Annotated in this window: 24 protein-coding genes; 16 read left to right on the forward strand and 8 right to left on the reverse strand. The window is 71.5% G+C overall.

The window, feature by feature from the left end:
* Nucleotides 1–4: 4 nt before the first annotated feature.
* Entirely contained in the window at nt 5–781 is a 777-nt protein-coding gene (locus tag MED15_RS15520) for a thioesterase II family protein (RefSeq protein WP_112735978.1), read from the forward strand.
* A gap of 37 nt (nt 782–818) precedes the next feature.
* Here MED15_RS15520 and MED15_RS15525 read toward each other — a convergent pair whose 3' ends face one another.
* Nucleotides 819–1,490: a hypothetical protein gene (locus tag MED15_RS15525; RefSeq protein ID WP_112725702.1), complete on the reverse strand. Its 672-nt coding sequence runs from the start codon at nt 1,488–1,490 to the stop codon at nt 819–821.
* A gap of 23 nt (nt 1,491–1,513) precedes the next feature.
* Between MED15_RS15525 and MED15_RS15530 the strand changes: the two genes are divergently transcribed.
* Complete coding sequence (locus tag MED15_RS15530) at nt 1,514–2,032, forward strand: acyl-CoA thioesterase (RefSeq protein WP_091394150.1); 519 nt, start codon at nt 1,514–1,516, stop codon at nt 2,030–2,032.
* Between the two features lie 143 nt (nt 2,033–2,175).
* Nucleotides 2,176–4,173: an acetoacetate--CoA ligase gene (locus MED15_RS15535; RefSeq protein ID WP_112735980.1), complete on the forward strand. Its 1,998-nt coding sequence runs from the start codon at nt 2,176–2,178 to the stop codon at nt 4,171–4,173.
* A gap of 113 nt (nt 4,174–4,286) precedes the next feature.
* Here MED15_RS15535 and MED15_RS15540 read toward each other — a convergent pair whose 3' ends face one another.
* A complete protein-coding gene (locus tag MED15_RS15540; RefSeq protein WP_112698492.1) occupies nt 4,287–4,976 on the reverse strand; it encodes a TIGR03089 family protein in 690 nt (229 codons plus the stop codon).
* A 153-nt stretch (nt 4,977–5,129) separates the two neighbouring features.
* On the opposite strand from MED15_RS15540, the gene MED15_RS15545 reads away from it, so the two are divergent.
* Together MED15_RS15545 and MED15_RS15550 are read left to right on the forward strand one after the other, a co-directional pair.
* Nucleotides 5,130–6,275: a glycosyltransferase family 4 protein gene (locus MED15_RS15545; protein ID WP_112582435.1), complete on the forward strand. Its 1,146-nt coding sequence runs from the start codon at nt 5,130–5,132 to the stop codon at nt 6,273–6,275.
* Nucleotides 6,276–6,337: 62 nt separating this feature from the next.
* Entirely contained in the window at nt 6,338–7,429 is a 1,092-nt protein-coding gene (locus MED15_RS15550; RefSeq protein ID WP_112582507.1) for a mannose-1-phosphate guanylyltransferase, read from the forward strand.
* On the opposite strand, the gene MED15_RS15555 is transcribed toward MED15_RS15550, so the two are convergent.
* The gene (locus MED15_RS15555; RefSeq protein ID WP_181518483.1) at nt 7,398–8,015 is read right to left on the reverse strand and encodes an NUDIX hydrolase; all 618 of its coding nucleotides are present in this window, start codon (nt 8,013–8,015) and stop codon (nt 7,398–7,400) included. The genes MED15_RS15550 and MED15_RS15555 overlap by 32 nt on opposite strands.
* A 39-nt stretch (nt 8,016–8,054) precedes the next feature.
* On the opposite strand from MED15_RS15555, the gene MED15_RS15560 reads away from it, so the two are divergent.
* Both MED15_RS15560 and MED15_RS15565 read left to right on the forward strand, forming a co-directional pair.
* Nucleotides 8,055–9,101 (forward strand): hypothetical protein, encoded by a 1,047-nt coding sequence (locus MED15_RS15560; protein ID WP_112735982.1) that lies wholly within the window; start codon nt 8,055–8,057, stop codon nt 9,099–9,101.
* Between the two features lie 278 nt (nt 9,102–9,379).
* Nucleotides 9,380–10,372: a winged helix-turn-helix domain-containing protein gene (locus tag MED15_RS15565; protein ID WP_112582433.1), complete on the forward strand. Its 993-nt coding sequence runs from the start codon at nt 9,380–9,382 to the stop codon at nt 10,370–10,372.
* A 37-nt stretch (nt 10,373–10,409) separates the two neighbouring features.
* Here the strand turns inward: MED15_RS15565 and MED15_RS15570 are convergent, their stop codons facing one another.
* Together MED15_RS15570 and cofD are read right to left on the reverse strand one after the other, a co-directional pair.
* A complete protein-coding gene (locus MED15_RS15570) occupies nt 10,410–11,495 on the reverse strand; it encodes a coenzyme F420-0:L-glutamate ligase (RefSeq protein WP_112735984.1) in 1,086 nt (361 codons plus the stop codon).
* Complete coding sequence (gene cofD / locus MED15_RS15575; protein ID WP_112582431.1) at nt 11,492–12,439, reverse strand: 2-phospho-L-lactate transferase; 948 nt, start codon at nt 12,437–12,439, stop codon at nt 11,492–11,494. The genes MED15_RS15570 and cofD overlap by 4 nt, the downstream gene beginning before the upstream one ends.
* 98 nt (nt 12,440–12,537) lie before the next feature.
* Between cofD and MED15_RS15580 the strand changes: the two genes are divergently transcribed.
* From MED15_RS15580 to MED15_RS15605, 6 genes are all read left to right on the forward strand, one after another.
* Entirely contained in the window at nt 12,538–13,560 is a 1,023-nt protein-coding gene (locus MED15_RS15580) for a hypothetical protein (protein ID WP_112735986.1), read from the forward strand.
* 328 nt (nt 13,561–13,888) lie between these two features.
* Nucleotides 13,889–16,432 (forward strand): bifunctional FO biosynthesis protein CofGH, encoded by a 2,544-nt coding sequence (locus MED15_RS15585; protein WP_112725699.1) that lies wholly within the window; start codon nt 13,889–13,891, stop codon nt 16,430–16,432.
* 162 nt (nt 16,433–16,594) lie between these two features.
* Nucleotides 16,595–16,873, forward strand: coding sequence for a hypothetical protein (locus MED15_RS15590; protein ID WP_030486799.1), 279 nt, complete (start codon nt 16,595–16,597; stop codon nt 16,871–16,873).
* 51 nt (nt 16,874–16,924) lie between these two features.
* Nucleotides 16,925–18,319, forward strand: coding sequence for a DUF4331 domain-containing protein (locus MED15_RS15595; RefSeq protein ID WP_112582428.1), 1,395 nt, complete (start codon nt 16,925–16,927; stop codon nt 18,317–18,319).
* A gap of 18 nt (nt 18,320–18,337) precedes the next feature.
* Nucleotides 18,338–18,670 carry a phospholipase gene (locus MED15_RS15600; protein WP_112725698.1) on the forward strand — a complete coding sequence of 111 codons (333 nt, stop codon included), beginning with the start codon at nt 18,338–18,340 and terminating at the stop codon, nt 18,668–18,670.
* 458 nt (nt 18,671–19,128) lie between these two features.
* On the forward strand, nt 19,129–19,386 hold the full coding sequence (locus MED15_RS15605) for a WhiB family transcriptional regulator (RefSeq protein ID WP_007455784.1): 258 nt from the start codon (nt 19,129–19,131) through the stop codon (nt 19,384–19,386).
* Between the two features lie 142 nt (nt 19,387–19,528).
* Here MED15_RS15605 and MED15_RS15610 read toward each other — a convergent pair whose 3' ends face one another.
* On the reverse strand, nt 19,529–19,978 hold the full coding sequence (locus tag MED15_RS15610) for a metallopeptidase family protein (protein ID WP_074316962.1): 450 nt from the start codon (nt 19,976–19,978) through the stop codon (nt 19,529–19,531).
* A gap of 153 nt (nt 19,979–20,131) precedes the next feature.
* Here MED15_RS15610 and MED15_RS15615 point away from each other — a divergent pair, with 153 nt between their 5' ends.
* A complete protein-coding gene (locus MED15_RS15615) occupies nt 20,132–20,500 on the forward strand; it encodes a DUF3499 domain-containing protein (protein ID WP_091394110.1) in 369 nt (122 codons plus the stop codon).
* Nucleotides 20,501–20,644: 144 nt separating this feature from the next.
* Here the strand turns inward: MED15_RS15615 and MED15_RS15620 are convergent, their stop codons facing one another.
* Entirely contained in the window at nt 20,645–21,991 is a 1,347-nt protein-coding gene (locus MED15_RS15620) for an aspartate aminotransferase family protein (protein ID WP_112601888.1), read from the reverse strand.
* 805 nt (nt 21,992–22,796) lie between these two features.
* Here MED15_RS15620 and MED15_RS15625 point away from each other — a divergent pair.
* Entirely contained in the window at nt 22,797–23,567 is a 771-nt protein-coding gene (locus MED15_RS15625; protein ID WP_112601887.1) for a helix-turn-helix domain-containing protein, read from the forward strand.
* On the forward strand, nt 23,558–23,776 hold the full coding sequence (locus MED15_RS15630) for a DUF397 domain-containing protein (RefSeq protein ID WP_112582424.1): 219 nt from the start codon (nt 23,558–23,560) through the stop codon (nt 23,774–23,776). The genes MED15_RS15625 and MED15_RS15630 overlap by 10 nt, the downstream gene beginning before the upstream one ends.
* Here MED15_RS15630 and MED15_RS15635 read toward each other — a convergent pair.
* A complete protein-coding gene (locus MED15_RS15635; RefSeq protein WP_091394101.1) occupies nt 23,755–24,267 on the reverse strand; it encodes an Lrp/AsnC family transcriptional regulator in 513 nt (170 codons plus the stop codon). The two genes, MED15_RS15630 and MED15_RS15635, sit on opposite strands and share 22 nt — an antisense overlap.
* Between the last annotated feature and the right edge of the window lie 128 nt (nt 24,268–24,395).

A 24,395-nucleotide genomic window follows, 5' to 3' on the forward strand; every position in this document is an offset into this window, starting at 1 on the left:
TTCCGTGAACCGCCTCACCACCCACCCGCCCGGCCGCGCCCAGGGCTGGCTGGCCGCCGGGCCGCGCCGCCGCGTCACCCCCGCCGTCCGACTGATCTGCCTGCCGTACGCCGGCGGTGGGTCCTCGGCGTACCACGGGTGGCAGGAGCTGCTCGGCGACGACGTCGAGGTCTGCCCCGTCGAGCTGCCCGGTCGGCAGTCCCGCTGGCGTGAGCCGGCGTACACCGGGGTGCGGCAGCTGGTGGAGGCCCTCGCCCCGGCGCTGGCACCCGAGCTGGGGGTGCCCTACGCCCTGTTCGGGCACAGTATGGGGGCGCTGGTCTCCTTTGAGCTGGCCCGCGAACTGCGCCGCCGCGCGGTGCCGCCGCCCCGGGTTCTCTTCGCCGCCGGTGGCCTCGCGCCGACGCTGCGGCGTACGTCGCCGAACATTCACGACCAACCGGACGCGGTGGTCGTCGAACGGCTGCGTGAGCTGGGCGGTCTGGACGAGGAGATCCTGACCGAACCCGAACTGCTCGACCTGCTCCTGCCCGCCATCCGCGCCGACTTCGCGGTCTGCGAGACCTACGAGTACCGGCCGGAGCCGCCGCTGAGCTGCCCGATCGTCGCCTTCGCGGGTGACCGGGACCGGGAGGTGCCGCCGGATCGGGTCGCGCCGTGGCGGGAGCAGACGTCGGCCGGGTCCACCCTGCACGTGCTGCCGGGCGGGCATTTCTTCCCGATGACGGCCCGGGACGCCCTGCTGGGCACCGTCCGGGCCACCCTGGCGGCGGGGAGTTAGACGGAGGGCGGGCCGGTCACCCGGCCCGCCCCGGCGATCAGCGGATCTCGGTGGTGTCCTCGGGGCGCGGTTGGCCGCGCGGTGGGGCGGACCAGGGTGATTCGCCACCCACCCGGCGGGGCAGCGGCTCGGTCGGTGTCGGTTCCGCCGGGTAACCCAGAGTGAGGGGCGCGGCTTCGCGCTCCGCGGGCGCGGGGGCCGGCCAGTCGGTCAGCGTGAAGTCGTCGTTGCGGGGGCCTCCGTCCGACGCGGGGGTGGGTGCCGCGGCCGGTTCGGTCGCCGGGCTCGGCCACTGCCGCCAACGCTGTTGGCTGAAGGTCGCCATCAGCAGCAGCAGGCCGAGCAGGAAGAGCGTGCCGTTCTCCACGGGCAGTCGCAGCGGCAGAGGATCGCCGAACACCTTCCACTCGTGCGGGATCGCGTCCCGCACCGAGAAGGGCGCCACGAACATCCCGATGTACGGGGTGACCAGCAGCGCACCGGCCACCAACGGGCCCAGTGGTGAGAAGCGCAGCGTGCCGAGCAGGCCCAGCAGGACACCGCCGACACCGAGGTACACGGCCGGCTCGATCAGGTTGGCGGTGTTGAACGTGCCGATCTCCACCCAGCGGTCGACCGTCCGGCTCGACCCGTCCTGCCCCAGTGTCACCAGCACCCAGGTGATGGGCGCCACCACCAGCCCGGCGAGGAAGCTCCAGAGATGTCGCATCCGCGCACCGTACCGTTTTCGACATGACTGAGCACCTCTCCGCCGCTCCAACCGGCAAGCCGACGTCGTACTCGCGCGTCACTCTCAGCAAGATCATGACCGCGGTGGACGTCAACCTCTACGGCACCGTGCACGGCGGGGTTCTGATGAAGTTCGTCGACGACGTGGCCGGGGCCGCTGCCGCCCGACACAGCGGCGGGACCGCGGTGACCGCGGCGATCGACGAGATCGTCTTCTCCGAGGCGGTCCGGGTCGGCGATCTGGTGCACGCGCACGCCCAGGTGAACTGGACCGGCCAGACCTCCATGGAGGTGGGCGTGCGGGTGGTCGCCGAACGGTGGGACTCGGCCGAGGACGCACCGGTCCGGGTGGCCACCGCGTACCTGGTGTTCGTCGGCGTGGACGTGGGTGGGGCGCCGCGGGCGGTCCGCCCGGTGCTGCCGGAGACGGCGGAGGACGAGCGCCGGTACAAGGAGGCGGAGATCCGCCGTGCGCACCGATTGGCCCGCCGCCGCGCCATCCAGGCCCACCGCGCCGGCTGACCCACATGAGGTGGCGGGTTGGAGTGTGGGACGGGCACGCGTCGGTTGGCCTACCCGGTGCGCAGAATGGCGCTTCGAGGTAGGGCAAGATGGCGCCACGGCCCAGTCACAGTGTCGTGTCGGGCCAGGGGGAGGGTGGAGCAGTGGGTGACATGCTGTGGACGCCGCCGGCGGACGTACGTGAGCGGTCCCGGATCGGCGCCTACCTGCGCTGGCTGCGGGAGCACCGCGGGTTGGACTTCGCCGACTACGACGCGCTGTGGCGCTGGTCCACCACCGATCTGGACGGGTTCTGGCGCTCGATCTGGGACCACTTCGAGGTGATCGCGCACACCCCGCCGACCGCCACCCTGGCCGAGCGGGGGATGCCCGGCGCCCGTTGGTTCCCCGACGCCACGCTCAACTACGCGGAGAACGTGCTGCGGATGCCGGGGCGGGCCGACGACGACCCGGTGGTGATCTCCCACGGGCAGACCCGCCCGCCTGTCACGTTGACCGCCGGTGAGCTGCGCGAGCAGGTCCGCCGGGTGTCGGCCGGGCTGCGCCGGCTCGGCGTCACCGCCGGTGACCGGGTGGCGGCGTACGCCCCGAACATCGCCGAGACGTACGTCCTGCTGCTGGCCACCGCCAGCCTGGGGGCGATCTTCTCGTCCTGCGCGCCCGAGTTCGGCACCCGCAGCGTCACCGACCGTTGGCAGCAGATCGAACCGACGGTGCTGGTCGCCGTGGACGGCTACCGGTACGGCGACAAGCCGGTGGACCGGCGTGCCGAGGTCGCGGCGATCCGGGCCGCCCTGCCGTCGCTGCGCCACACCGTCAGCATCGGCTACCTCGACCCGACGGGACCCGCCCCCGAGGGCGCGCTGGGCTGGGCCGAGCTGGCCGCACCCACCGACGAGCCGTTGACGTTCACGCCGGTGCCGTTCGACCACCCGCTCTACGTGCTGTACTCCTCGGGCACCACCGGGCTGCCGAAGCCGATCGTGCACGGCCACGGCGGCATCCTGCTGGAGCACCTGAAGATGCTCGCCCTGCACCACGATCTGGGCCCGGCCGACCGGTTCTTCTGGTTCACCACCACCGGCTGGATGATGTGGAACTTCCTGGTCTCCGGCCCGGCGGTGGGGGCGGCCATCGTCCTCTTCGACGGCAACCCCGGGGTCCGGGCGGAGCCCGGCCGGCCGGCTGAGCCTGACCTCGGCGGGCTGTGGCGGCTGGCGGCGGAGACCGGTACGACGTACTTCGGTACCTCCGCGCCGTATCTGCTGGCCTGCCGTAAGGCCGGGTTGGTCCCCCGGGAGGTCGCCGACCTGTCGGCGCTGCGCGGAGTGGGTTCCACCGGTGCGCCACTGCCCGCCGAGGGCTTCCGCTGGGTGTACGAGACCGTCGGCGACCACGTCCAGCTCCAGTCGCTCTCCGGTGGCACCGACGTGTGCACCGGTTTCGTCGGCGGGGTGCCGCTGCTGCCGGTGTACGCCGGTGAGATCGCCTGCCGGGCGTTGGGCGCCAAGGTGGAGGCCCGTTCCGCGGACGGCACGCCGGTCATCGGCGAGCTCGGCGAGCTGGTGATCACCGAACCGATGCCGAGCATGCCGGTGGGCTTCTGGAACGATCCGGACGGCACCCGTTACGCGGAGGCGTACTTCGACGTCTACCCGGGCGTCTGGCGGCACGGTGACTGGATCACCATCAACGAGCGGGGTGGCTGTGTGATCACCGGCCGCTCCGACGCCACCCTCAACCGCGGTGGGGTGCGCCTCGGCACCGCCGAGTTCTACTCGGTAGTGGAAGGGCTCGACGAGGTGCTCGACTCGGTCGTCGTGCACCTGGAGGACGACGAGGGCGGCGCAGGTGAGCTGCTGCTCTTCGTGGTGCTGGCCGAGGGCCTGGAGCTGAACGACCCGATGCGCGCGAAGATCTGCCGTGAACTGCGCACGGCGCTCTCACCCCGGCACGTGCCCGACGAGATCCACCAGGTGCGTTCGGTGCCCCGCACCCTCTCGGCGAAGAAGCTGGAGGTGCCGGTCAAGAAGATCCTCACCGGCACCCCGGTCGACCAGGCGGCGGCCAAGGGTGCCCTGGTCAACCCCGAGTCCCTCACCGCCTTCGCCGCCCTGGCCCAGTCCCGTACGACGTCCTGACCCCTTTCCCCGGCGATCTTGCACTTTCTGTCCCGACTTGAGGGGCATCCCACCCATTTCGACAACCGAAACTGCAAGATCGCCGGGGTGGGGCGGGGTGGAACGGCGGGTGGTTAGGGGAGGGAGTGCGTGACTCTCTCGGTGGCCAGCCTGTCGGCCAGGCGGGCGGGGTCCTGATTGGCGCAGAGGACCACGGTGGCGGCCCGGGTCAGCGGGGCCAGCAGCCAGTCGACCGGGTCGGGGTGCCGGGCGGCGTCGATGAGGACCCGAGCGCCGGGAAGGATGCCCAACTCGGTGGCGCGGGCCTCGGCGCGACCCAGCAGGTGCGCGTCGGTGGGGCCAGGGCCGGATTGCGGCGTGAAGTGGTCACCGTGTGCGCGTACCTCGACGACGTAGTCGGCGAACCCGGGCGGCACCTGCCGAAGCGGGGCGGCGAGCGGGGCCAGCCCGAGGGCGTACCGCTCGTCGGCGGACCAGGACTGCGCCTCGTCGAACTGGTCGACGGCGGCGAAGAGCACCCCCACGTCGCCCGGCGTGTCGACGACGCTCAGCTTGGCCGACCAGCAGGCCAGCAGCACCGCAGCGGTCTGCCAGTGTGGCGGCAGCAGCACGCCGGCCGGGGTGCCCGGCGCGAGGCCGACCTCGTCGACCAGGAGGTTGGCGGTCTTCGCCACCCAGTTCGCCAAGGTGACGCCGGAAAGTTCGGTGCGGTCGCCGGTGGCGTCGTCGTACCAGGTGAGCAGCGGTCGGGTCGGGTCGGTCGCGATCGCGTCGGCGAACACCCGGGCAATGTTGTCGGCCATCGGCGCGAACGATACGCCAGTGCGGGCCGTACTCGATGACGATGACAAGTCGGCGTACCGTCGGGTCGCAGTCAGCGTCGGCCCCGCGCCCCGGCGTAGGCTTTACCCCCGGAGTGTTGTTCCCCACAGCCCGCCAGTACAAGGAGTCGCCCCGTGACCGCCGGTCGCCCGCCCCGCGTGCTCATCGACGCCACGAGTGTCCCCACCGACCGTGGTGGTGTCGGTCGATACGTCGACGGTCTGCTCGGTGCCCTCGGCAAGGTGTGCGGGTCGGGGGTGGAACTGGCGGTGGTCAGTCTCCGCACCGATCTGGAGCGTTACACCCGCATGCTGCCCGGCGCGGAGATCATCCCGGCCCCGGCCGCCGTGGCGCACCGCCCGGCCCGGCTCGCCTGGGAGCAGACCGGCCTGCCGCTGCTCGCCCAGCAGGTGGGCGCAGAGGTGCTGCACTCGCCCTTCTACACCTGCCCGCTGCGGGCCGGGTGTCCGGTCACGGTCACCGTGCACGATGCGACGTTCTTCACCGAGCCGGAGCATTACGACAAGTCGCGCCGCACGTTCTTCCGCAGCGCCATCAAGACCTCGTTGCGCCGCGCCGACCGGGTGATCGTGCCGAGCAAGGCCACCCGGGACGAGCTGATCCGGCTGCTCGACGCCGACCCGACGCGGATCGACGTGGCCTACCACGGCGTCGACCAGGCTGCCTTCCACGCTCCCACCGAGGAGGAGAAGGCCCGGGTACGCGCCCGTCTGGGGCTGGGCAACAGCAGCTACGTCGCCTTCCTCGGCGCCAAGGAGCCCCGCAAGAACGTGCCCAACCTGATCCGTGGGTGGGCGCGGGCCGTGGCTGACCGGGTCGATCCGCCGGCCCTGGTGATCGCCGGTGGGCAGGGGCACGACGAAGACATCGACCGGGCGGTGGCCGAGGTGCCGTCGCACCTGCGTCTGCTGCGCCCCGGCTACCTGCGCTACGCCGACCTGCCGGGTTTCCTCGGCGGTGCCCTGGTCGCCGCGTACCCGTCCTACGGCGAGGGGTTCGGTCTGCCGATCCTGGAGGCGATGGCGTGCGCCGCCCCGGTGCTGACCACGCCCCGGCTCTCGCTGCCCGAGGTGGGCGGCGACGCGGTCGCGTACACCTCCGAGGACCCGGAGCAGATCGGCACCGACCTGGCCGCCCTGCTCGACGACGAGCAGCGGCGGCTCTCGCTGGCGAAGGCGGGGTTCGACCGGGCCAAGGAGTTCACCTGGGAGTCCAGCGCCGAGGTGCACATCGCGGCGTGGAGCCGCGCCCGTTCCTGATCCTCCACGCACTGCGGGTGACCCGTGCCACTTTGGGCAGGTACGTCGGGCATGATGTGCGGATGCTCTATGCGGTCATTCCGGCCGGTGGCAGTGGCACGAGGTTGTGGCCGTTGTCCCGCGCTGGCCATCCCAAGTTCCTCCACCCGCTGACCGGCACCAGCGCCTCGCTGCTGCAGGCGACCGTGGAACGGCTCGCGCCGCTGACCACACCGGATCGGACCCTTGTGGTCACCGGTGCCGCGCACGTCGCGGCGGTGGCACGGCAGCTGACCGTGCTGCCGGAGGAGAACATCCTGGTCGAGCCCTCCCCCCGGGATTCCTGCGCGGCGATCGCGTTGGCCGCCGCGGTGATCGCGACGCGTGACCCGAACGCGGTGATGGGCAGCTTCGCGGCCGACCACCTGATCCGCGACACGGACAGCTGGGTCTGCACGGTCCAGGAGGCGGTCCGCGGGGCCGAGCAGGGCCTGCTGATGACCGTCGGGATCACTCCGACCCGTGCGGAGACCGGCTACGGCTACCTGGAGACCGGCGATCCGACCGAGGGTGTGCCGTGGCGGCAGGTGGCCGAGTTCAAGGAGAAGCCGGCCGCCGAGGTCGCCGAGGCGTACGTCCGTTCGGGCCGGCACCTGTGGAACGCGAGCATGTTCGTGTGGCGGGTGGACGTCTTCCTCGCCGAGCTGGCCCGCCAGCAGCCGGCGCTGCACGCCGGCGTCGCCGCGATCGCCGCCGCCTGGGGCACCCCGGAGCAGGACGACGTCCTGGGCGCGATCTGGCCGACCCTGCCGAAGATCTCCGTCGACTACGCGGTGATGGAGGGCGCGGCCACGGCGGGTCGGGTCGCGACGGTGCCGGGCGACTTCGGCTGGAACGACGTCGGTGACTTCCACACCCTGGGCGATGTGCTGCCGACCGACGACGCCGGCAACGTGGTGCTCGGCACGGAGGCCAAGCCGGGCGTGCTGCTGCGGGACAGCAGCAATCTCGTGGTCGTGCCGCAGTCGGGTCGGTTGGTGGCCGTCCTCGGCCTGCGCGACCTGATCGTGGTGGACACCCCGGACGCGGTGCTGGTCTGCCCGCGCGACCGGGCGCAGGACGTCAAGACCCTGGTCGACGAGCTCAAGGAGCGAGGCGAAGAGGGCTACGTCTGAGGGCGGCCAGGGCCGGTGCGACCAGTTGGACGGTCCCGCCGGCCAGCGGCTCGGGCAGCTGGTCCGGTGGGAACCAGCCCAGCTCCTCGGCCTCGTCGCTGACCTGCTCCACCGCCGAGGGCGGGGCGATCACCGCGAACCGGACATCGTGGTGCGCCGAGCCGCCCTGACACTGCACCTGGTGCACGTCCACGTCGATCGGCACCGGGTCGATGCGCAGGCCGGCGATCCCGGACTCCTCGGTGGCCTCGCGCAGCGCGGCGGCGACCAGGGTCTGGTCGACCGGCTCGCAGTGCCCGCCGAGCTGCACCCAACGCCCGAACTTGACGTGCAGGCAGAGCAGCACCCGGGAGCCGGTGGAGTCCAGCACCAACGCGCTGGCCGTGACGTGCCCGGGCCGGTGCTGCCGGCTCATCGCGACCGGGCCGGCGGCGAGCAGCGCGAGTGTCCGGTCACGCGCGCTGGCCGCGTCCGGGCTGGTGGGCTGCCAGCCCTCCAGCAACGCGGTGGCGTCGGCGTGCAGCGCCTTGTACGTTTCGGGGTCGGTCGTCTGGGCGGTCGGGCCGGTAATCACGGTGTCGGGCACCCAGCCACTGTACGAGCGTGTGCTCCGTACGCTGGCTCGGTGACCCTGCGACTCGTCGAATTCGTGGTGGCCGGTAACGAGGCCAGCGATCTGTTGCCAATACGGTCGGCGGCGCTGCTGCGCGCGTACGGTGCCCGGCGAGGCTTCTGGACGGTGCTGGACGAGGGACCGGTGGAGCGCTGCCTCGCGCTGCTGCTGGAGCGCGACGACGGGGAGTGGACGGCAGTGCACGTGCTGGCGGATGCCGGTGTGGAGAACGGGCGAACCGAGGACGGTGAGGCGCTCGCCCACCACGACGGCTGGGTGTACGTCTTCGGCTCCCACTTCGGCTCGAAGACCGGCCCGCTGCGACCTCGGCGCGCCTTCGTGGCCCGCTTCCGCGAGGACGACGCGGCGGCCGGGCCGGTGCCGGTGCACGTGGTGCGCAACTCGTTTCGACTGCACCGGGCTGTGAACGATGCTCTCGCCGCGTCGCCGTTGACCCTCCTGCCGGCGGGGGAACGGGTGCGGGAACGGTTCATCGTGGAGACGCTGGCCCGGGGGACCATCCGGGAGAAGAGCTGGGTGAGCCGGTTGGCCCCGGACGACCTGCCGTTGAACGTGGAGGCGGCGGCGTTCACCCCGGCCGGGACGGTGCTGCTCGGGCTGCGTTTTCCGGTCACCGACGCCGGTGAGCCGATCCTGGTCGAGGTGGCCGGTGTGCCGGGCATGTTCAGCGCCGAGCGGGCGTGGCCGCGGGCGTTGGGCGCGTACGTGTTGACCGGGGTCACCCCGCCGGGGCAGCTGACCGGCTTCCGCGCGATCACCCCGACTGTGGACGGCGGGTACGCGGCCGTGATCGGCTCGATCGACGCGCTGGGCAAGGGGTCGGTCCTGCTCGACGACCATCCCGGTGGGGGTGAGGTCACCTCCCGGCACGTCCGCTTCCGGCTTGCCGGTGGCGGGGAGGGCGACGGGCGGCGGCTGGTGGGGGAGCAGGTGGCGGACCTGGCCCCGTTCCACCACGTCGAGGGGGTGGCGGAGCTGGACGGACTGTCGTTCTACGTCACGGACGAGGACCATCGGGTCGCGCTCTGGGTCGGCTGAGCCGGCGCGGGAGCGGGATGACCGGACGGCACCTCTGCGGAGCAAGGGCCGCAGACCCTCGTGGTGCCGTCCGATCACCGGGGCCTCCCCGGTCCCGGTGCCCCGGCAGCACGGGCGTCACTGACGCGCGGCGCCGTGTTCGGGCATGGGAAGCATGCCGAACCGGCCCCGGAGGCGTCGAGGTTTTTCAGTCCAGGCTTAAAGATGGAGATTACTGCCGGCCAGGTAGAGTCGAACGGTCATCCGGCATCCCCCTGCCGGCGACACAGGAGCGCTCCATGCTGAAGATCCACTTTTCTGGGGAGGACATCCTCCGGACCCGGGTGGCGCCGGCGGCGGACCCGGTCTGGGAGCTGGTCCTCAGCCTGCACGTGCTGCGCGGCCGCACCCGCGATCCGCTGACGGCCAACTGGCGGCGCAGCGTGGCCCGGGATCTGCGCCAGGACTCCGCCTCCGAGCAGCTCCGCCTGCTCTTCGCGTTGAACCCGCCGCGTGGCTACTTCCCCGACTTCCTCACCCCGTACGCCAGCGTCGAGGGCTTCGAGGCCGGGCTGGACGCGCTCCGCCGTACCCCGACCGAGTTGCTGCACCGGGACCTGAGCGTGCTGGCCGCCGAGAATCAGCTGCCCTCCTCGGCGGCCGCGCTCGCTCGGGGTGAGGTGTCGGCACTGCAGCACCTGGCCGAGTCGATGGAGCAGTACCGGTCGCTGGCGATCAGCCCGTACTGGAGCCGGATCCAGGCCGCGGTCGCGGCGGACCGCACGCGGCGGGCGCGGGCGCTGCTCGACGGCGGCGTCGAGGGCCTGCTCACCAGCCTCCGGCCAGCGATGCGCTGGGAGAGCGGGGTGCTGGAGGTCCGCAGCTACCCGCACAGCCGGGAGCTGCACCTGGACGGCCGAGGGCTGCTGCTGGTGCCGTCGTTCTTCTGCGCGGCCACCCCTGTCGCACTGCTCGACCCGGCGCTGCCACCGGTGCTGGTCTACCCGGTGGACCGGCTGGGGGCGCTGGTCTCCGCCGACGCCAACGCCGCGTCCGGTGCCGCGCGCGAATCACTCGCCGCGCTGCTGGGTCGCACCAGGGCGGCGGTGTTACAGGCCACCGACGAGGGCTGCACCACCGGCGAGGTCGCCCGCCAGCTCAACATCTCACCGGCGGCGGCGAGCCAGCACGCCACTGTGCTGCGCAAAGCTGGTCTGCTGGTCAGCCACCGCGAACGCAACAGCGTGCTGCACACGTTGACCCCGCTGGGCCGGGCCATGCTGGACGCGTGACCCGGCCGTTCGCCGGCACTACAGGCGGAGGACCGCGCTACAGGGCGAGAGCGGCGCTCGCCGGGCTGCCCGGCGGTGGCGGCAACAGTGTCGACCCGACGCCCTGGGCGGCCAGGGCGACACGCAGTCGGTGCAGGTCGGCGCCGAAGCGGACCAGACCCATCGGCTCGACCGGCGTCGGGGCCGAGCCGAGCAGCATGTCGGCGCCGTCCGGCCACCCGGGCATCTCGGCGACCAGGCCGGCGCGTACCTCGGCCTCGTCGACCACTGTGAAGACCGTGCCGGGGGCGACCACCCCGGCGACCGCGTCGATCGCCCGTCGCACCGCGGTCAGGTCTGCCGGTGTCGGGCCGGGACCGTCGGTCAGGGTGGCGGCGTCGGAGAGCCCTGCGGTGCGGGCCTCGGCGGTACCGAGCGAGAACAGGTCCTGTGTCGCATCGCGGATCAGCGCCCGCGCGCCACCGGCATCGTCCGGGTTGGTGGCGGGCAGGTAGCCCCGCACCACCGCGACGGGCACCTGATCGCACTTGCCCTTGATCAGTTCGCCGGCACCGGCCAGCTCGTCCACCACGGCCATCTGGGTCAACTGCAACTCATTGCCGTACGGGTCGACCTCGCCCCGGTGGTCGCGGATGGCCGGCATCCCGGCCACCCCGAGCGCCACGTCGGTGAGCCCGTTGCGCCAGGGCCGGCCCATCGTGTCGCTGATGATCACGGCCAGGTCCAGGTCGTAGCGCTCCCGCAGCGCGTCCCGCAGAGCCCGCGCCGAGGCGTCCGGGTCGACCGGCAGCAGCACCAGTTGGGTCTTGTCCACGTTCGACGCGTCGATCCCGGCCGAGGCCATGACGAAGCCGTGGTGGGTCTGCACGATCCGGGTCGCCCCCCGGCTGGCGACCACCCGGGCGGTCTCACCGGCCAGGACCTCGTCCCGGGCGGCCAGCCGTTCCGGTCCGTCCGCCGGCACGTCGACGAGCCGCCCCTCCGCCTTGGAAACGATCTTGCTGGTCACCACCAGCACGTCGCCGTTGCGCAGCCACGGCGCGGCGGTCGCGATCATCGCGGCCAGGTCGTCACCTTCGGTCACGTGGCCGATGCCGAGCACCGGCAGAATCTCCAGCCTCACGTCAACTCCACCGCGGCGCGGACCATGGCCGCCGTCGCCGCCTCGTCGGTCATCCGCAGCGGCACCGCGCGGACCGTCACCTCGGGCACCACAGTGCCCGCGTCCTCCTCGGCCACCAGCCAACCGTCGAGCAGGCCACCGCTCGCCCGGCCGCCGTAGAGCCGACCCACCCCCGCCGCGCTGCACTCCACACCGAGCACGGCCAGGCAACGGTCGGCCATTCCCCGCACCGGCGCGCCGCCGATGATCGGGGAGACACCCACCACCGGCGCCGGGCCGTCCGCCACCGCCGCACGCAGCCCGGGTACGGCCAGCACCGGCGCGACGCTCACCACCGGGTTGCTCGGCGCGATCAGCACCAGGTCGGCCGAGGCGATCGCGTCCAGCACCCCGGGGGCCGGCTTCGCCGTCTCCGCGCCGACGAACACGAAACGGTGCGTGAGGATGTCGGCGCGGTACCGCACCCACCACTCCTGGAAGTGGATCGCCCGCTGACCCTGGTCGTCCTCCACCACGGCATGGGTCTCCAGGCGGTCGTCCGTCGCAGGCAACAGGCGTACGCCCGGCTCCCAGCGGCTGGCCAGCGCCTCGGTGACCGCGCTCAACGGGTAACCGCCGTTGAGCATGGTGCTGCGGACCAGGTGGGTGGCGATGTCCTTGTCGCCGAGGCCGAACCAGGTCGGCTCCGCCCCGTACGCGGCCAACTCCTGTTTGACCGTCCAGCTCTCGCCGACCCGACCCCAGCCCCGTTCCGGGTCGGCGCCCCCGCCGAGGGTGTACATGACGCTGTCCAGGTCGGGGCAGATCTTCAACCCGTGTAACCACAGGTCGTCGCCGACGTTGACCACGGCGGTCACCTCCGCGCCGACGTCACGGGCGTACGCCCGGACCCCGAGCAGGAACCGGGCGCCGCCGATGCCGCCGGCCAGAACCACGATGCGCATGTCGACCATCCTCGCGCACGTGACGCCTCCGATCCGTCGGTGGCCCAGGAGACTAGGCTCACGTGCGCCCTGTCCGTTGATGCCCCGAGGGGGAGCTCGTGACCAGCCCCGCCGAGCCCGCGTCCGCCGACGCGACGCAGGCCCGCCAGCTGACCAAGCCGCTACGGGAGCTCGCCGCGCTCGCGCTGCTTGGCGCCAACGCCGTGTTCCTCTTCGTGGGCCTCCTCCGGCTCATCGCCCCGAACGACTACAGCTCCTTCACCGACCGCGCGGGCAGCGCCTTCTACGCGTTCGTCGGGGTGGAGGCGGTGGGCCTCCCGCTGCTGGCGGTGCTGCTGGCCACGCACATTTCGCCGGTGTTGGCGAAGGCGAAGCTGATCACGCAGGCAGCTGTCATCGAGTACGCGGTCAGCGCCCTGTTCGGCACGCTGACCATGCTGATCTGGACGGTGGGCCGGCTGGCCGAGGCTGAGGTGCTCGACGCGCTGCTCGGTGTGCTCACCCGGTTCGCCTGGATGGTGATCTTCGCGATCGCCGCCTGGGTGGTCTACACGATCTGGCGCGCCCACTACTACGTGCCGCGACCCAAGCCGCAGCCGGGCGTCTACGGCCAGCCCCAGCCGGGCTGGCCGCAGCAGCAGGGCGGTTGGCCGGCCCCGGGTCAGCCCGGCGGCCAGCCGCAGGGCGGATGGCCCGCTCCCGGCCAGCCCGGCGGTGGCTACCCGCAGGCCGGTCAGCCTGGTGGTTACCCGCAGGCGGGCCAGTACGGCCAGCAGTCGCCGCCGTTCCAGGCCCCGCAGTCGGCCCCGCCGTTCCCGCAGTCGGCCCCGCCGTTCCCGCAGTCCGCGCCGCCGCACCCGCAGTCCGGCCCGCAGCACCCGCAGTCGGCCCCGCCGTTCCAGGCCCCGCAGTCCGCGCCGCCGGCGAACCCCGCTCCCCAGTCGGCGCCGCCGTCCCCGGCCGCGCCGCCGCCGTTCGGGCAGCCGCCGTCGGCCGACCCCACTCAGGCGATCCCGCGCCAGTCCGCCGACCCGACCGAGGTCATTTCCCACCCCGCCGACCCGGACGCCGACCGCACCCAGCACATCAAGCCCAACGACCACCCCGACCAGCCCCGCTGAGTCCGCCACGACCAGCAGCCCGAGACGGCGCGGTGGGCGAGTGCCTTGCCTGGCCCGCCCGGGACGTGGGTGCCGCCCGTGCCGGCGAGCCGACAGCGTAGATCTTGGACACTTTCCGTTCCGTGCTGACGGAAAGTGTCCAAGATTGCCAGCTGTGGTGGGTGCGAACGGCCTGGGTCGGGTGGTTGACGGACGGCGGTTGCGTCTCACGGCAGCTGGTTGAGCTACTTCCCGTCTCGGGAGGCGCTGCCGTGATCGTCAAGTGCCGTTTCCCACGGTGCGGGCTGGGACTGGTTGGGTGGCGTCGGGCTGCGCATAGGGTGAGTGGATGGTTGATCGCACCCACTCCGGCCCGAGCGATGCGAGCGTGCGGCGGGCCCTGGGCCGGGCCGCGAACGGGCGGGCTCTGGATGTCGACGAGGCGACCGCGCTGCTGTCCGCTCGTGGCGACGCGCTCGACGAGCTCCTCCGGCTCGCCGGGGGGATCCGCGACGCGGGGCTGCGGGACGCCGGGCGGCCGGGTGTGGTCACGTACTCCAAGAAGGTCTTCATTCCGCTGACCCGGCTCTGCCGGGACCGCTGCCACTACTGCACCTTCGCGACAGTGCCGCACCGGCTACCGGCGCCGTTCCTGGACCGCGACGAGGTGCTGGCCATCGCTCGGGCCGGTGCCGCCCAGGGTTGCAAGGAGGCGCTGTTCACCCTGGGCGACCGGCCGGAGGAACGCTGGCCGGCGGCCCGGACCTGGTTGGACGAACGCGGTTACGACTCGACCCTTGACTACCTGCGCGCCTGTGCGGTGGCCGTGCTGGAGGAGACCGGCCTGCTGCCGCACCTCAACCCAGGGGTGCTGTCCTGGTCGGAGCTGCAACGGCTCAAGCCGGTCGCGCCGAGCATGGGAATGATGCTGGAGACGACAGCGACCCGGCTCTGGTCCGAGCCGGGTGGCCCGCACTTCGGCTCACCGGACAAGGAGCCGGCGGTCCGGTTGCGGGTGCTCGAGGACGCGGGGCGGGTCGGGGTGCCGTTCACCACCGGCATCCTGATCGGCATCGGGGAGACCCCGGCGGAGCGGGTGGACGCGCTCTTCGCGATCCGCCGCGCTCACCGGGAGTACGGGCACCTCCAGGAGGTGATCGTGCAGAACTTCCGCGCCAAGCCGGACACGGCGATGCGCGGCATGCCCGACGCGGAGCTGCACGACCTGGCCGCCACGGTGGCGGTGGCCCGGCTGCTGCTCGGTCCGAAGGCCCGGATCCAGGCCCCGCCGAACCTCATCGCCGGCGAGTACGACCTGCTGCTGCGCGCCGGCATCGACGACTGGGGTGGCGTCTCCCCGCTCACCCCCGACCACGTCAACCCGGAGCGCCCCTGGCCGCAGATCGATGAGCTGGCCCGGCACACCGAGCTGGCCGGGTTCACGTTGCGGGAGCGGTTGACGATCTACCCCGAGTACGTGCGCGCTGGTGACCCGTGGCTCGACCCACGGCTGCTGCCGCACGTCGGTGCCCTGGCTGATCCGTCGACGGGCATGGCGGTCGAGTCGGCGATGCCACAGGGACGACCGTGGCAGGAGCCGGAGGAGGTGTTCGGCGGGCGGGTCGACCTGCACGCCACCATCGACACCACCGGCCGCACCGACGACCGGCGCGGCGACTTCGACAGCGTCTACGGCGACTGGTCCGAGGTCGCTGGCAAGGTCACCCCGGAGGCGACCGCCCGCCGGGAGGGCGTACCCGTGGCACCGGCCGGAAGTGGTGCGGACCGTGACCTGGCGGCCGGCCTGCGGCTCGCCGCCGACGACCCGGCGGCGCTGCTCGACCCCCGGCACACCGATGCCGCGCTGGCGCTGTTCGGCGCGGACGGGCCGGCGCTCGACGAGCTGTGCCGCCTCGCCGACGACGTGCGCCGCTCGGCGGTCGGCGACGACGTCACCTACGTGGTCAACCGCAACATCAACTTCAGCAACGTCTGCTACGTGGGCTGCCGCTTCTGCGCGTTCGCGCAGCGTGAGCGGGACGCCGACGCGTACCGGCTCTCCGTCGAGCAGGTCGCGGACCGGGCCGAGCAGGCGTGGGCCCTCGGCGCCAGCGAGGTGTGCCTCCAGGGCGGCATCGACCCGAAGATGCCGGTCACCGGGTACGCCGACATCGTGCGCGCGATCAAGGCCCGGGTGCCCGAGATGCACGTGCACGCGTTCTCGCCCATGGAGATCGTCACTGCCGCCGCGAAGGCGGGGGTGCCGGTCCGTGAGTGGCTGCTCCAGCTGCGCGAGGCCGGGCTGGACACCATCCCGGGCACCGCCGCCGAGATCCTCGACGACGACGTGCGCTGGGTGCTGACCAAGGGCAAACTCCCGGCCGCCGCCTGGGTCGAGGTGGTCAGCACCGCCCACGAGCTGGGCATCCGGTCCAGCTCCACGATGATGTACGGCCACGTCGACCACCCCGGGCAGTGGCTGGCGCACTTCCGGGTGCTGGCCGGGGTGCAGGACCGCACCGGCGGGTTCACCGAGTTCGTGGCGCTGCCGTTCGTGCACACGAATGCTCCGATCTATCTGGCGGGTATCGCCCGACCCGGCCCGACCTGGCGGGAGAACCGGGTGGTGCACGCCATGTCCCGGCTGCTGCTGCACGGCCGGATCGACAACATCCAGTGCTCCTGGGTGAAGCTCGGTGACGAGGGCACTGTCGCGATGCTCCAGGGCGGCTGCAACGACCTCGGCGGCACGCTGATGGAGGAGACCATCTCCCGGATGGCCGGCTCCGACAACGGGTCGGCGCGTACCGAGGAGCAGTTGCGGGCCATCGCGAAGGCCGCCGGCCGTCCGGCGCGCAAGCGGTCGACTGCGTACGGTCACGCTCGGCCCTGACGTCGAACCTTTCCCCGCCACCGGCCGTACCACGCGATGCCGGTGGCGGTCGCGGCGAGGACCGCCGCCGGTGTCCCCTCAGGGGCCCGGCGGCGTCGCGAGACGGCACCGGACCCGTCCGTCTCCGCGGGCGCGCTCGCGCCACCGCCGGAAAGGTTGCCCATGACCAGTGATCAGCGGAAGCGGCAGTGGCCGCGACTGACTCGCAGGCAGACGTTGACCGCCGCGGCCAGCGCCACCCTCGGCGCCGCCGCGCTCACCGTGCCGGGTCTGTCGGCCGCGCAGAACGCCCCCGGCGCGGCCGGACGAGCCGACGAACCGATCGTGGTGCACCTGCGTGACGCCGCCTCCGGAACGATGGACGTCTTCGTCGGTGAGACGCGCATCGAGGTACGCGACCGCGGCCTGGCGGACCGGCTGCGGCGCGCCGCCCGGCGCTGACCCGACCCTCCGCCCCGCCATCCTGTCCCCGCCCAGTGAGGTTGGTCCGTCATGTCTTCCCACCGCGAGGCCCCGGAGATAGCCAAGGATCCGGTCGCCGACAGCTCCGACCTGTACGCGTTCGTCAGCCCCGACAAACGCGACACGGTCACGTTGATCGCCAACTACGTGCCGTTGCAGCTCCCCTCCGGGGGCCCGAACTTCTTCGAGTTCGGCGACGACGTGCGCTACGAGATCCATATCGACAACGACGGTGACGGTCGTCCGGATGTCACCTACCGGTTCGAATTCACCACCGAGATCACCAACCCGAACAGTTTTCTCTACAACACCGGTCCGATCGATTCGCTGGACAGCAAGAACTGGAACCGGCGGCAGTTCTACAGCCTGACCCGGGTGGCGGACGGCCGTGAGCACCGGCTGGCGCACAAGCTGCAGTGCCCGCCGTGCAACGTCGGCCCGCTGTCCACCCCGAAGTACGCCGACCTGGTGCGGCAGGCCACCTACTCGCTCTCGACGGGGGAGCGGGTCTTCGCCGGGCAGCGCGCCGACGGGTTCTTCGTCGACCTCGGGGCGATCTTCGACCTCGGCACGCTGCGGCCGTTCCAGCAGCTGCACGTGGCGGGGAAGAAGATCTTCAAGGCCGAGGGCGAGCCGGTCAACGCCACCGATCGGATGAACGTGCACAGCATCGCGGTGCAGGTGCCGCTGGAGCGGGTGCGTCGGCGCGCCAACCGGTACGGGCCCGCCGATCGGGCGTCGGTGATCGGGGTGTGGACATCGGCGTCGCGCCGGCAGGTGCGGGTGCTCGGCGACCGGGGAGGGGCGGACACCAGCACCGGCCCGTTCACCCAGGTCTCGCGGTTGGGCAATCCACTGTTCAACGAGGTCATCGTGCCGATGTCCAAGAAGGACCTGTGGAACTCGCTGCCGCCGTCGGAGGACAAGCGGTTCGCCCAGTTCGTCGAGCAGCCCGAGCTGGCCGCGTTGCTGCCGGCGCTCTACCCGGACGTCTTCCCCAACCTGGACAAGCTCACCAAGGCGAAGAAGGCCCGAGCCGACCTGGTGGCCATCCTGCTCACCGGCGTGCCGGCCGGGCTGATCGACGGCTTCACCAACACCACCGGTGAGGTGCAGGCCGACATGCTGCGGCTGAACACCGCGATCCCGCCGACCAGGCGTCCGGACCGGTTCGGGGTGCTCGGTGGCGACCTGGCCGGGTTCCCGAACGGGCGGCGGGTGGGCGACGACGTGGTCAGCATCGCGTTGCGGGCCATCGCCGGGGTCACCGTCCCGCTGGTGGACAAGACGTTCCAACCGGACGCTGCGGCCGCCGCGGTCACCCCGGGGCTGAGCGCCGCCGACGTGACCGCGCCGTTCCTCGGAAACTTCCCCTACCTGGGTACGCCGTACGACGGGTTCAACAACCCGCCGGCGGCGTCCTGATCGGGCGGGGGCGAGCGGATGCACGAGCACCACGCGTACGGGCCGTCGGAGACCGGGACCGTCGTCCTCGATCTGGGCGGCGACACCGGTGCCCTGATCATCTACACGGGTCGGGATCTGCACGGCCGGGAGATTGAGATCAGTCGCGACGACGAACGGCGGGTCCACTCGGCGGTACGTGAGCGTCGGGTGCGGGACGGCTCGTTCCACAGTGCGGTCTATCCCGATCTGCCGAGCGGAATTTATACCGTCTGGTGGGACGAGCGTACGCCCGCCGGCACGATTTCTGTCCATGGTGGAGAGATAGCCGAGTTTGCCTGGCCCAGCAGCGGTTTTGGGGCCGCCGGCTGACCTCGCCGCATCGGTTTCACCACCGCGCCCCGTCCACACTGTGGACGGGGCGCGAGTGCTGTCCGCAGCTCGACGGGCGGTCTGCGCCGCACCGCGTTAACCTGTCCCCCACCAAGATCAGCTTAGGGGTGGAGGTCTCTGGTGCCGTCCGTTCGACGACTCGTCGGAGAAGCGCCACGGCAGAAAAGTCGGGCAACTCGCCGGAGAGGGCGTTACTCGGCCGGGGTCTGAATCGATAGGGCAGGTTGCGAGGCTGGACGGCCCGAGTGGCCGACCGGGGGTGTCGGGAGGGCGACTCCATTATCAAGTTTGGCTTGACGGCGCACGCATTACACGCGTGTAATTTGAATGGGGTTGTTCGCACGGAACGCAACAAAACGGGACCGGACGGACAAGCACGCCTTTCGCGTGGGGGGTTGCAGCGGCGATGACGCCGGTGCGCGACAAGGAGGCATTTGATGGACGGCCAGCTTGAGGTGGCCGACCTGCTCGGAAACGCGCCGGAGTGGCAGGAGCGGGCGTTGTGCTCGCAGACCGACCCCGAGGCGTTCTTTCCCGAGAAGGGCGGCTCGACCCGCGAGGCGAAGCGGATCTGCTCGCGTTGCGAGGTCAAGACCGAGTGCCTCGAATACGCACTGGGTCACGACGAGCGGTTCGGCATCTGGGGTGGGCTCTCCGAGCGGGAGCGGCGCAAGTTGAAGCGGCGGGCCGCCTGAGCGGTGTGAGACCGGTGCGGTGGGCCGGCTGAGCGCTGCAGGTCTGGCCGGGGGGCCGGCTGAGCGGTGCAGGTCGGGGCTGCCTGAGCGGTGTGAGGTCGAGGCGGTGGGGGCCGCCCGACTCTCCGCTCGGGAGGTTGGCTCAGGCGAGCTCGTCCGGGTCCACCCCGAGAAGGTTCGCCACCTGTTCGATGATCACGTCGTGGACGAGATCGGCGAGGTCCTCACGGTCCATCGCCCGGAACTCCAGGGGCCGTCGGTACAGCACGATCCGCGGCGGCACCTCCTGCCGGCCAGGGCGGCCGGGCAGCAGTCGGGCCAGCGGGACCTCGCCGTCCTCCAGCACATCGGAGTCGTAGACGTTCAGGTCCGGCGGGACGTCCTCGACCGCGAACTCGACCCCGGCCAGCTCCTTGGCGAACCGACGCTCCAGCGTCTCGACGGTGTCCAGGACCAGGTCGTCGAAGACCTCGGCCTTGGTCCGGGCCAGCGGCACGGTGGCCGGAACCAGCCGTCCGCGCAGGCCGCGCCCGTGCCGGTCACGATGCGCACGCCGGCCAGAGCCGGGGCGGCGGTGTTCCGGGCTCGTCATGAGGCAAAGGGTAGCGCCCGCGTCGGGCTGGTCAGCGGCAGCGCCGCTCCCGTGGCGCGGCGCGCCCAGGACGGTCGACTGTGATCACCATGACGGGCGTGTCGCAACGCGAAGCGATGCGCCGGACCCGGTAATGGAGATACCCTGCCGCACGTGAGGTCACCACGGCGCTGCTCCCGTAACGGCTGCCCCCGGCAAGCGGTCGCCACATTGACCTATGTCTACAACGAGTCGACAGCGGTGGTGGGGCCGCTGGCGGCGTTCGCCGAGCCGCACACGTACGACCTGTGCGAGCCGCACGCCCGCAGCCTGACCGCGCCGCGGGGCTGGGACGTCGTCCGGCACGAGGGCGAGTTCGAGCCGCCGCCGCCCACCACTGACGACCTGGTCGCGCTGGCCGAAGCGGTCCGCGAAGCCGCCCGCCCGGCCCCCCGCCCCCCGGAGCCGGACCAGAACCGTCCCGAGAACCCCCACCAGACCGGCCGCCGAGGCCACCTCCGAGTAATCCCCCCCAACCACTAACCCCGCACCCGGCCCCCGGCCCCCGGCGTCCCGCCCTGGCCCGCCCCCTCCCCGGGGTTGATCAAGAGGTTTCGGTCATCGGCCAGCGCGTTTTGACGCAAACCTCTTGATCAACAGCGGTGGGTGGTGGGTGGGTGGGTGGGGTTAGAGCTTGGTCCAGGCCTCGGTTAGGACTGTGCGGAGGATCTGCTCGATCTCGTCGAAGTGTTGCTGCTCGGCGATCAGGGGTGGGGCCAACTGGATGACCGGGTCGCCCCGGTCGTCGGCCCGGCAGTAGAGGCCCGCCTGGAACAGGGCGGTCGAGAGGAAGCCGCGCAGCAGACGCTCCGACTCGGCCTCGGTGAAGGTCTCCCGGGTGGTCTTGTCCTTGACCAGTTCAATGCCGTAGAAGTAGCCGTCGCCGCGGACGTCGCCGACGATCGGCAGGTCGTACAGCTTCTCCAGGGTGGCCCGGAAGGCGTCCTCGTTGGCGCGTACGTGCCCGACCAGGTCCTCGCGGGCGAACACCTCCAGGTTGGCCAGGGCCACCGCGCAGGAGACCGGGTGGCCACCGAAGGTCACTCCGTGGGCGAACATGCCGGTCTCGGTGAGGAACGGCTCCATCAGCCGGTCGCTGGCGATCATCGCGCCGAGTGGGGCGTAGCCGGAGGTGATGCCCTTGGCAGTGGTGATGATGTCCGGCTGGTACCCGTAGCGCACCGCGCCGAAGTACTCGCCCAACCGCCCCCACGAGCAGATCACCTCGTCCGAGACGAGCAGCACGTCGTACGCGTCGCAGATCTCCCGTACCCGCTCGAAGTAGCCGGGCGGCGGGGGGAAGCACCCGCCGGAGTTCTGCACGGGCTCCAGGAAGACCGCAGCGACCGTGTCCGGCCCCTCGCGCTCGATGGCCCGACCGATCTCGTCGGCGGCCCAGCGGCCGAACGCCTCGGGGTCGTCGCCGTGCTCGGGTGCCCGGTAGAAGTTCGTGTTCGGCACCTTGATCGCGCCCGGCACCAGTGGCTCGAAGTCGCTCTTGATACCGGGCAGGCCGGTGATCGACAGGGCGCCCATGGAGGTGCCGTGGTAGGCGATGTACCGGCTGATCACCTTGTACTTGTTGGGCTTTCCGGTGCGCTTGAAGTAGGCGCGGGCCAGCTTCCACGCCGCCTCGACGGCCTCGGAGCCGCCGGTGGTGAAGAAGATCCGGTTGAGGTCGCCGGGGGTGAGCGCGGCGATCCTCTCGGCCAGCTCGATGGCCTTCGGGTGCGCGTACGACCAGAGCGGAAAGTAGGCAAGCTCGCCGGCCTGCTTGGCGGCGGCCTCGGCCAGCTCGGTGCGGCCGTGGCCGGCGTTGACCACGAAGAGCCCGGCGAGGCCGTCCAGGTAGCGGCGACCCTGCGCGTCCCACACGTACGCTCCCTCGCCGCGCACGATGGTCGGCACCTCACCGGCGGAGTAGCTCGCCATCCGGGTGAAGTGCATCCAGAGGTGGTCGGTGGCGTTGGCCATGTCAGCCCCATCGGTCGTCGGGCCGGTCAAAGGGGTGAGGCCGGCCGCTCTGCCAACGGTTATCGCACAGTCCCAACCTTCGATGCAAGTGTTATCGGCGGTATCACGGTCGGTTGGCGACGGATTTAGCGCAGAGGCGTCACGGATGCAACGGAATCCGCACCGCTGTTGGCCAGTTGATCGGCGGTCGGCAGGAGTCGGAGGTGTGCTGGTGACTGCCTTTGGAGCTGAATCGTTTGCGACATCACGGCTGCCCTGTGGGGCCGCGCCACGAGCCTTCCCGGATCCGCGCCTTGTCGTCGGCCGGGGCAGACCGGCTCGTCGCCGGATTCTGCCGTGCGCCGAATCGTCTGCGACATCAGCTCCAAAGGGCCCGCCCGGTGGTAGCGCCTCCATCGGCCGCCGGCTCGATCCACTCCGGTTCGCTGAAATCGCGGTGTCCGGGCGCGGTGGATACCGCGACTTTGGTGAAGTCGAGTGGATCAAGCGCGGGGGCGGGACGCGCGGGCCGGAGACCGGGGAGGGCGGTGCGGGGGCGGGACGCGCGGGCCGGGGACCGGAGAGGGCGGTCCAGGGTCGGGGAGGCGCGGGTCTTGGGACGCTGATGGGGCACTTCGGGGACGGTCAGGGGGCGTCCTCGTTGCGCGCCAACACGTCCCACCGCAACACGCCGGTAGGTCGCAGACGTGGACACGCAGCGTGGCTATCGTCCGCCGCAACGTGCATCGAGCGGCGTCGCAGCGCGCCTGCTGGGCGAACGATCCCGGATCGTCCGCCACGGCACGGAGGAGCGGCGGGAGGTCCGATGGCGAACGAGGCGTTGCGGGTGGCGATGGCCGAGGCGGGGGAGACGGTCGAGTCGTTGGCCGAGAAGGTCGGCGTCGACCCGAAGACGGCGGCGCGGTGGCTCGCTTCGGGGCGCATCCCGCATCCGCGTACCCGGGTGGCGGTGGCCGAGGTTCTGCGCCGGGACGCGGCCGATCTCTGGCCGGAGCCGTTCCGCCGTCGTGACCTGCCGTGGTTCCGGCCGTGGGCCGAACTGGAACAGGACGCCACGTCGCTCCGGTGGTACGAACCGCTGCTCGTGCCGGGTCTGCTCCAGACCGAGGGGTACGCCCGCGCGATCCTGGGCACCGGTGGGCTGGTCGCACCGTCCGAGGTGGACCAGATCGTGGCGGGCCGCCTCGAACGGCAGGCGGTCCTGTGCCGCGATGCTCCGCCGCAACTCGTGGCGGTGGTCGACGAGGTGGTGTTGCGTCGGCCGGTCGGTGACCGCGCGGTGATGGCCGGCCAGTTGGCTCACCTGGCGAGAGTGGCCGAGTGGGAGCACGTGCAGGTCAGGGTCATCCCGGCCGAGAGCCCGTGGCACACCGGGCTGGCCGGACCGTTCATTCTGGGGCGGCTGCCCGACGGGGCGGAATTGGCGTATCTCGACAATCAGCTCCGCGGTCAGGTCGTGACCGATCCCCTCGACGTCGCTAGCCTGGGACGCAGGTGGGAGAGCGTCACCGGTGAGGCGTTCCCCCAACGACGGTCGATCGAGCTGATCGGGGAAGTGGCCACGACATGGACATGACCGACGCCCGCTGGCGCACCGCGACCCGCAGCAGCAACAACGGTGGTGCCTGCGTTGAGGTGGCCGACAACCTGCCCGGCCGGGTGCTGGTGCGCGACAGCAAGGACCGCGACGGAGGCACCCTGACCTTCGCGCCGACCGCCTGGGCGTCGTTCGTTCAAGAGGTCCACACAACTTTCGGAGACCGTCAGGCCGTGCCCCAGGTGTAGGTCTGCTTGCGCAGCTTGAGATAGACGAACGCCTCGGTGGAGAGCACCCCGGGCACCGCCCGCAGCCGTTGCAGGATCTCCAGCAGGTGGTCGTCGTTGCGGCAGACCACCTCGGTGAGCAGGTCGAACGACCCAGCGGTGATCACCACGTAGTCGACCTCATCCAGCTCGGCCAGCCGGTCCGCGACCGCTTCCAGGTCGCCGTCGGTACGTAGGCCGATCATTGCCTGCCGGTTGAAGCCGAGCTGGAGCGGATCGGTCACCGCCACGATCTGCATCACGCCGGAGTCGAGCAGCCGCTGCACCCGCTGCCGGACCGCCGCCTCGGACAGCCCCACCGCCTTGCCGATCGTCGCGTACGGGCGGCGGCCGTCCTCCTGGAGCTGCTCGATGATCTGCTTGGCCACGTCATCCAGCAGAGCGTGATTGGCACCGTCACGGACAGCGACGCGTCGACCGCCATTGCTGTTCTCGTGCTGCCGGTTTGTCATTGCCCGCTCCCCATGTCCCGAATCGTGATGTCGCGCGTGTATCCCCGCGTAGTCTGGCGTATTTCGTCGTGCATCGCTATTCCCGCAACGGAATCCCTTGTAAGGGAGGTCACCTCATGTCAGGATCA

It is taken from the genome of Micromonospora noduli (genome assembly GCF_003264475.1).
GTDB lineage: Bacteria > Actinomycetota > Actinomycetes > Mycobacteriales > Micromonosporaceae > Micromonospora > Micromonospora noduli.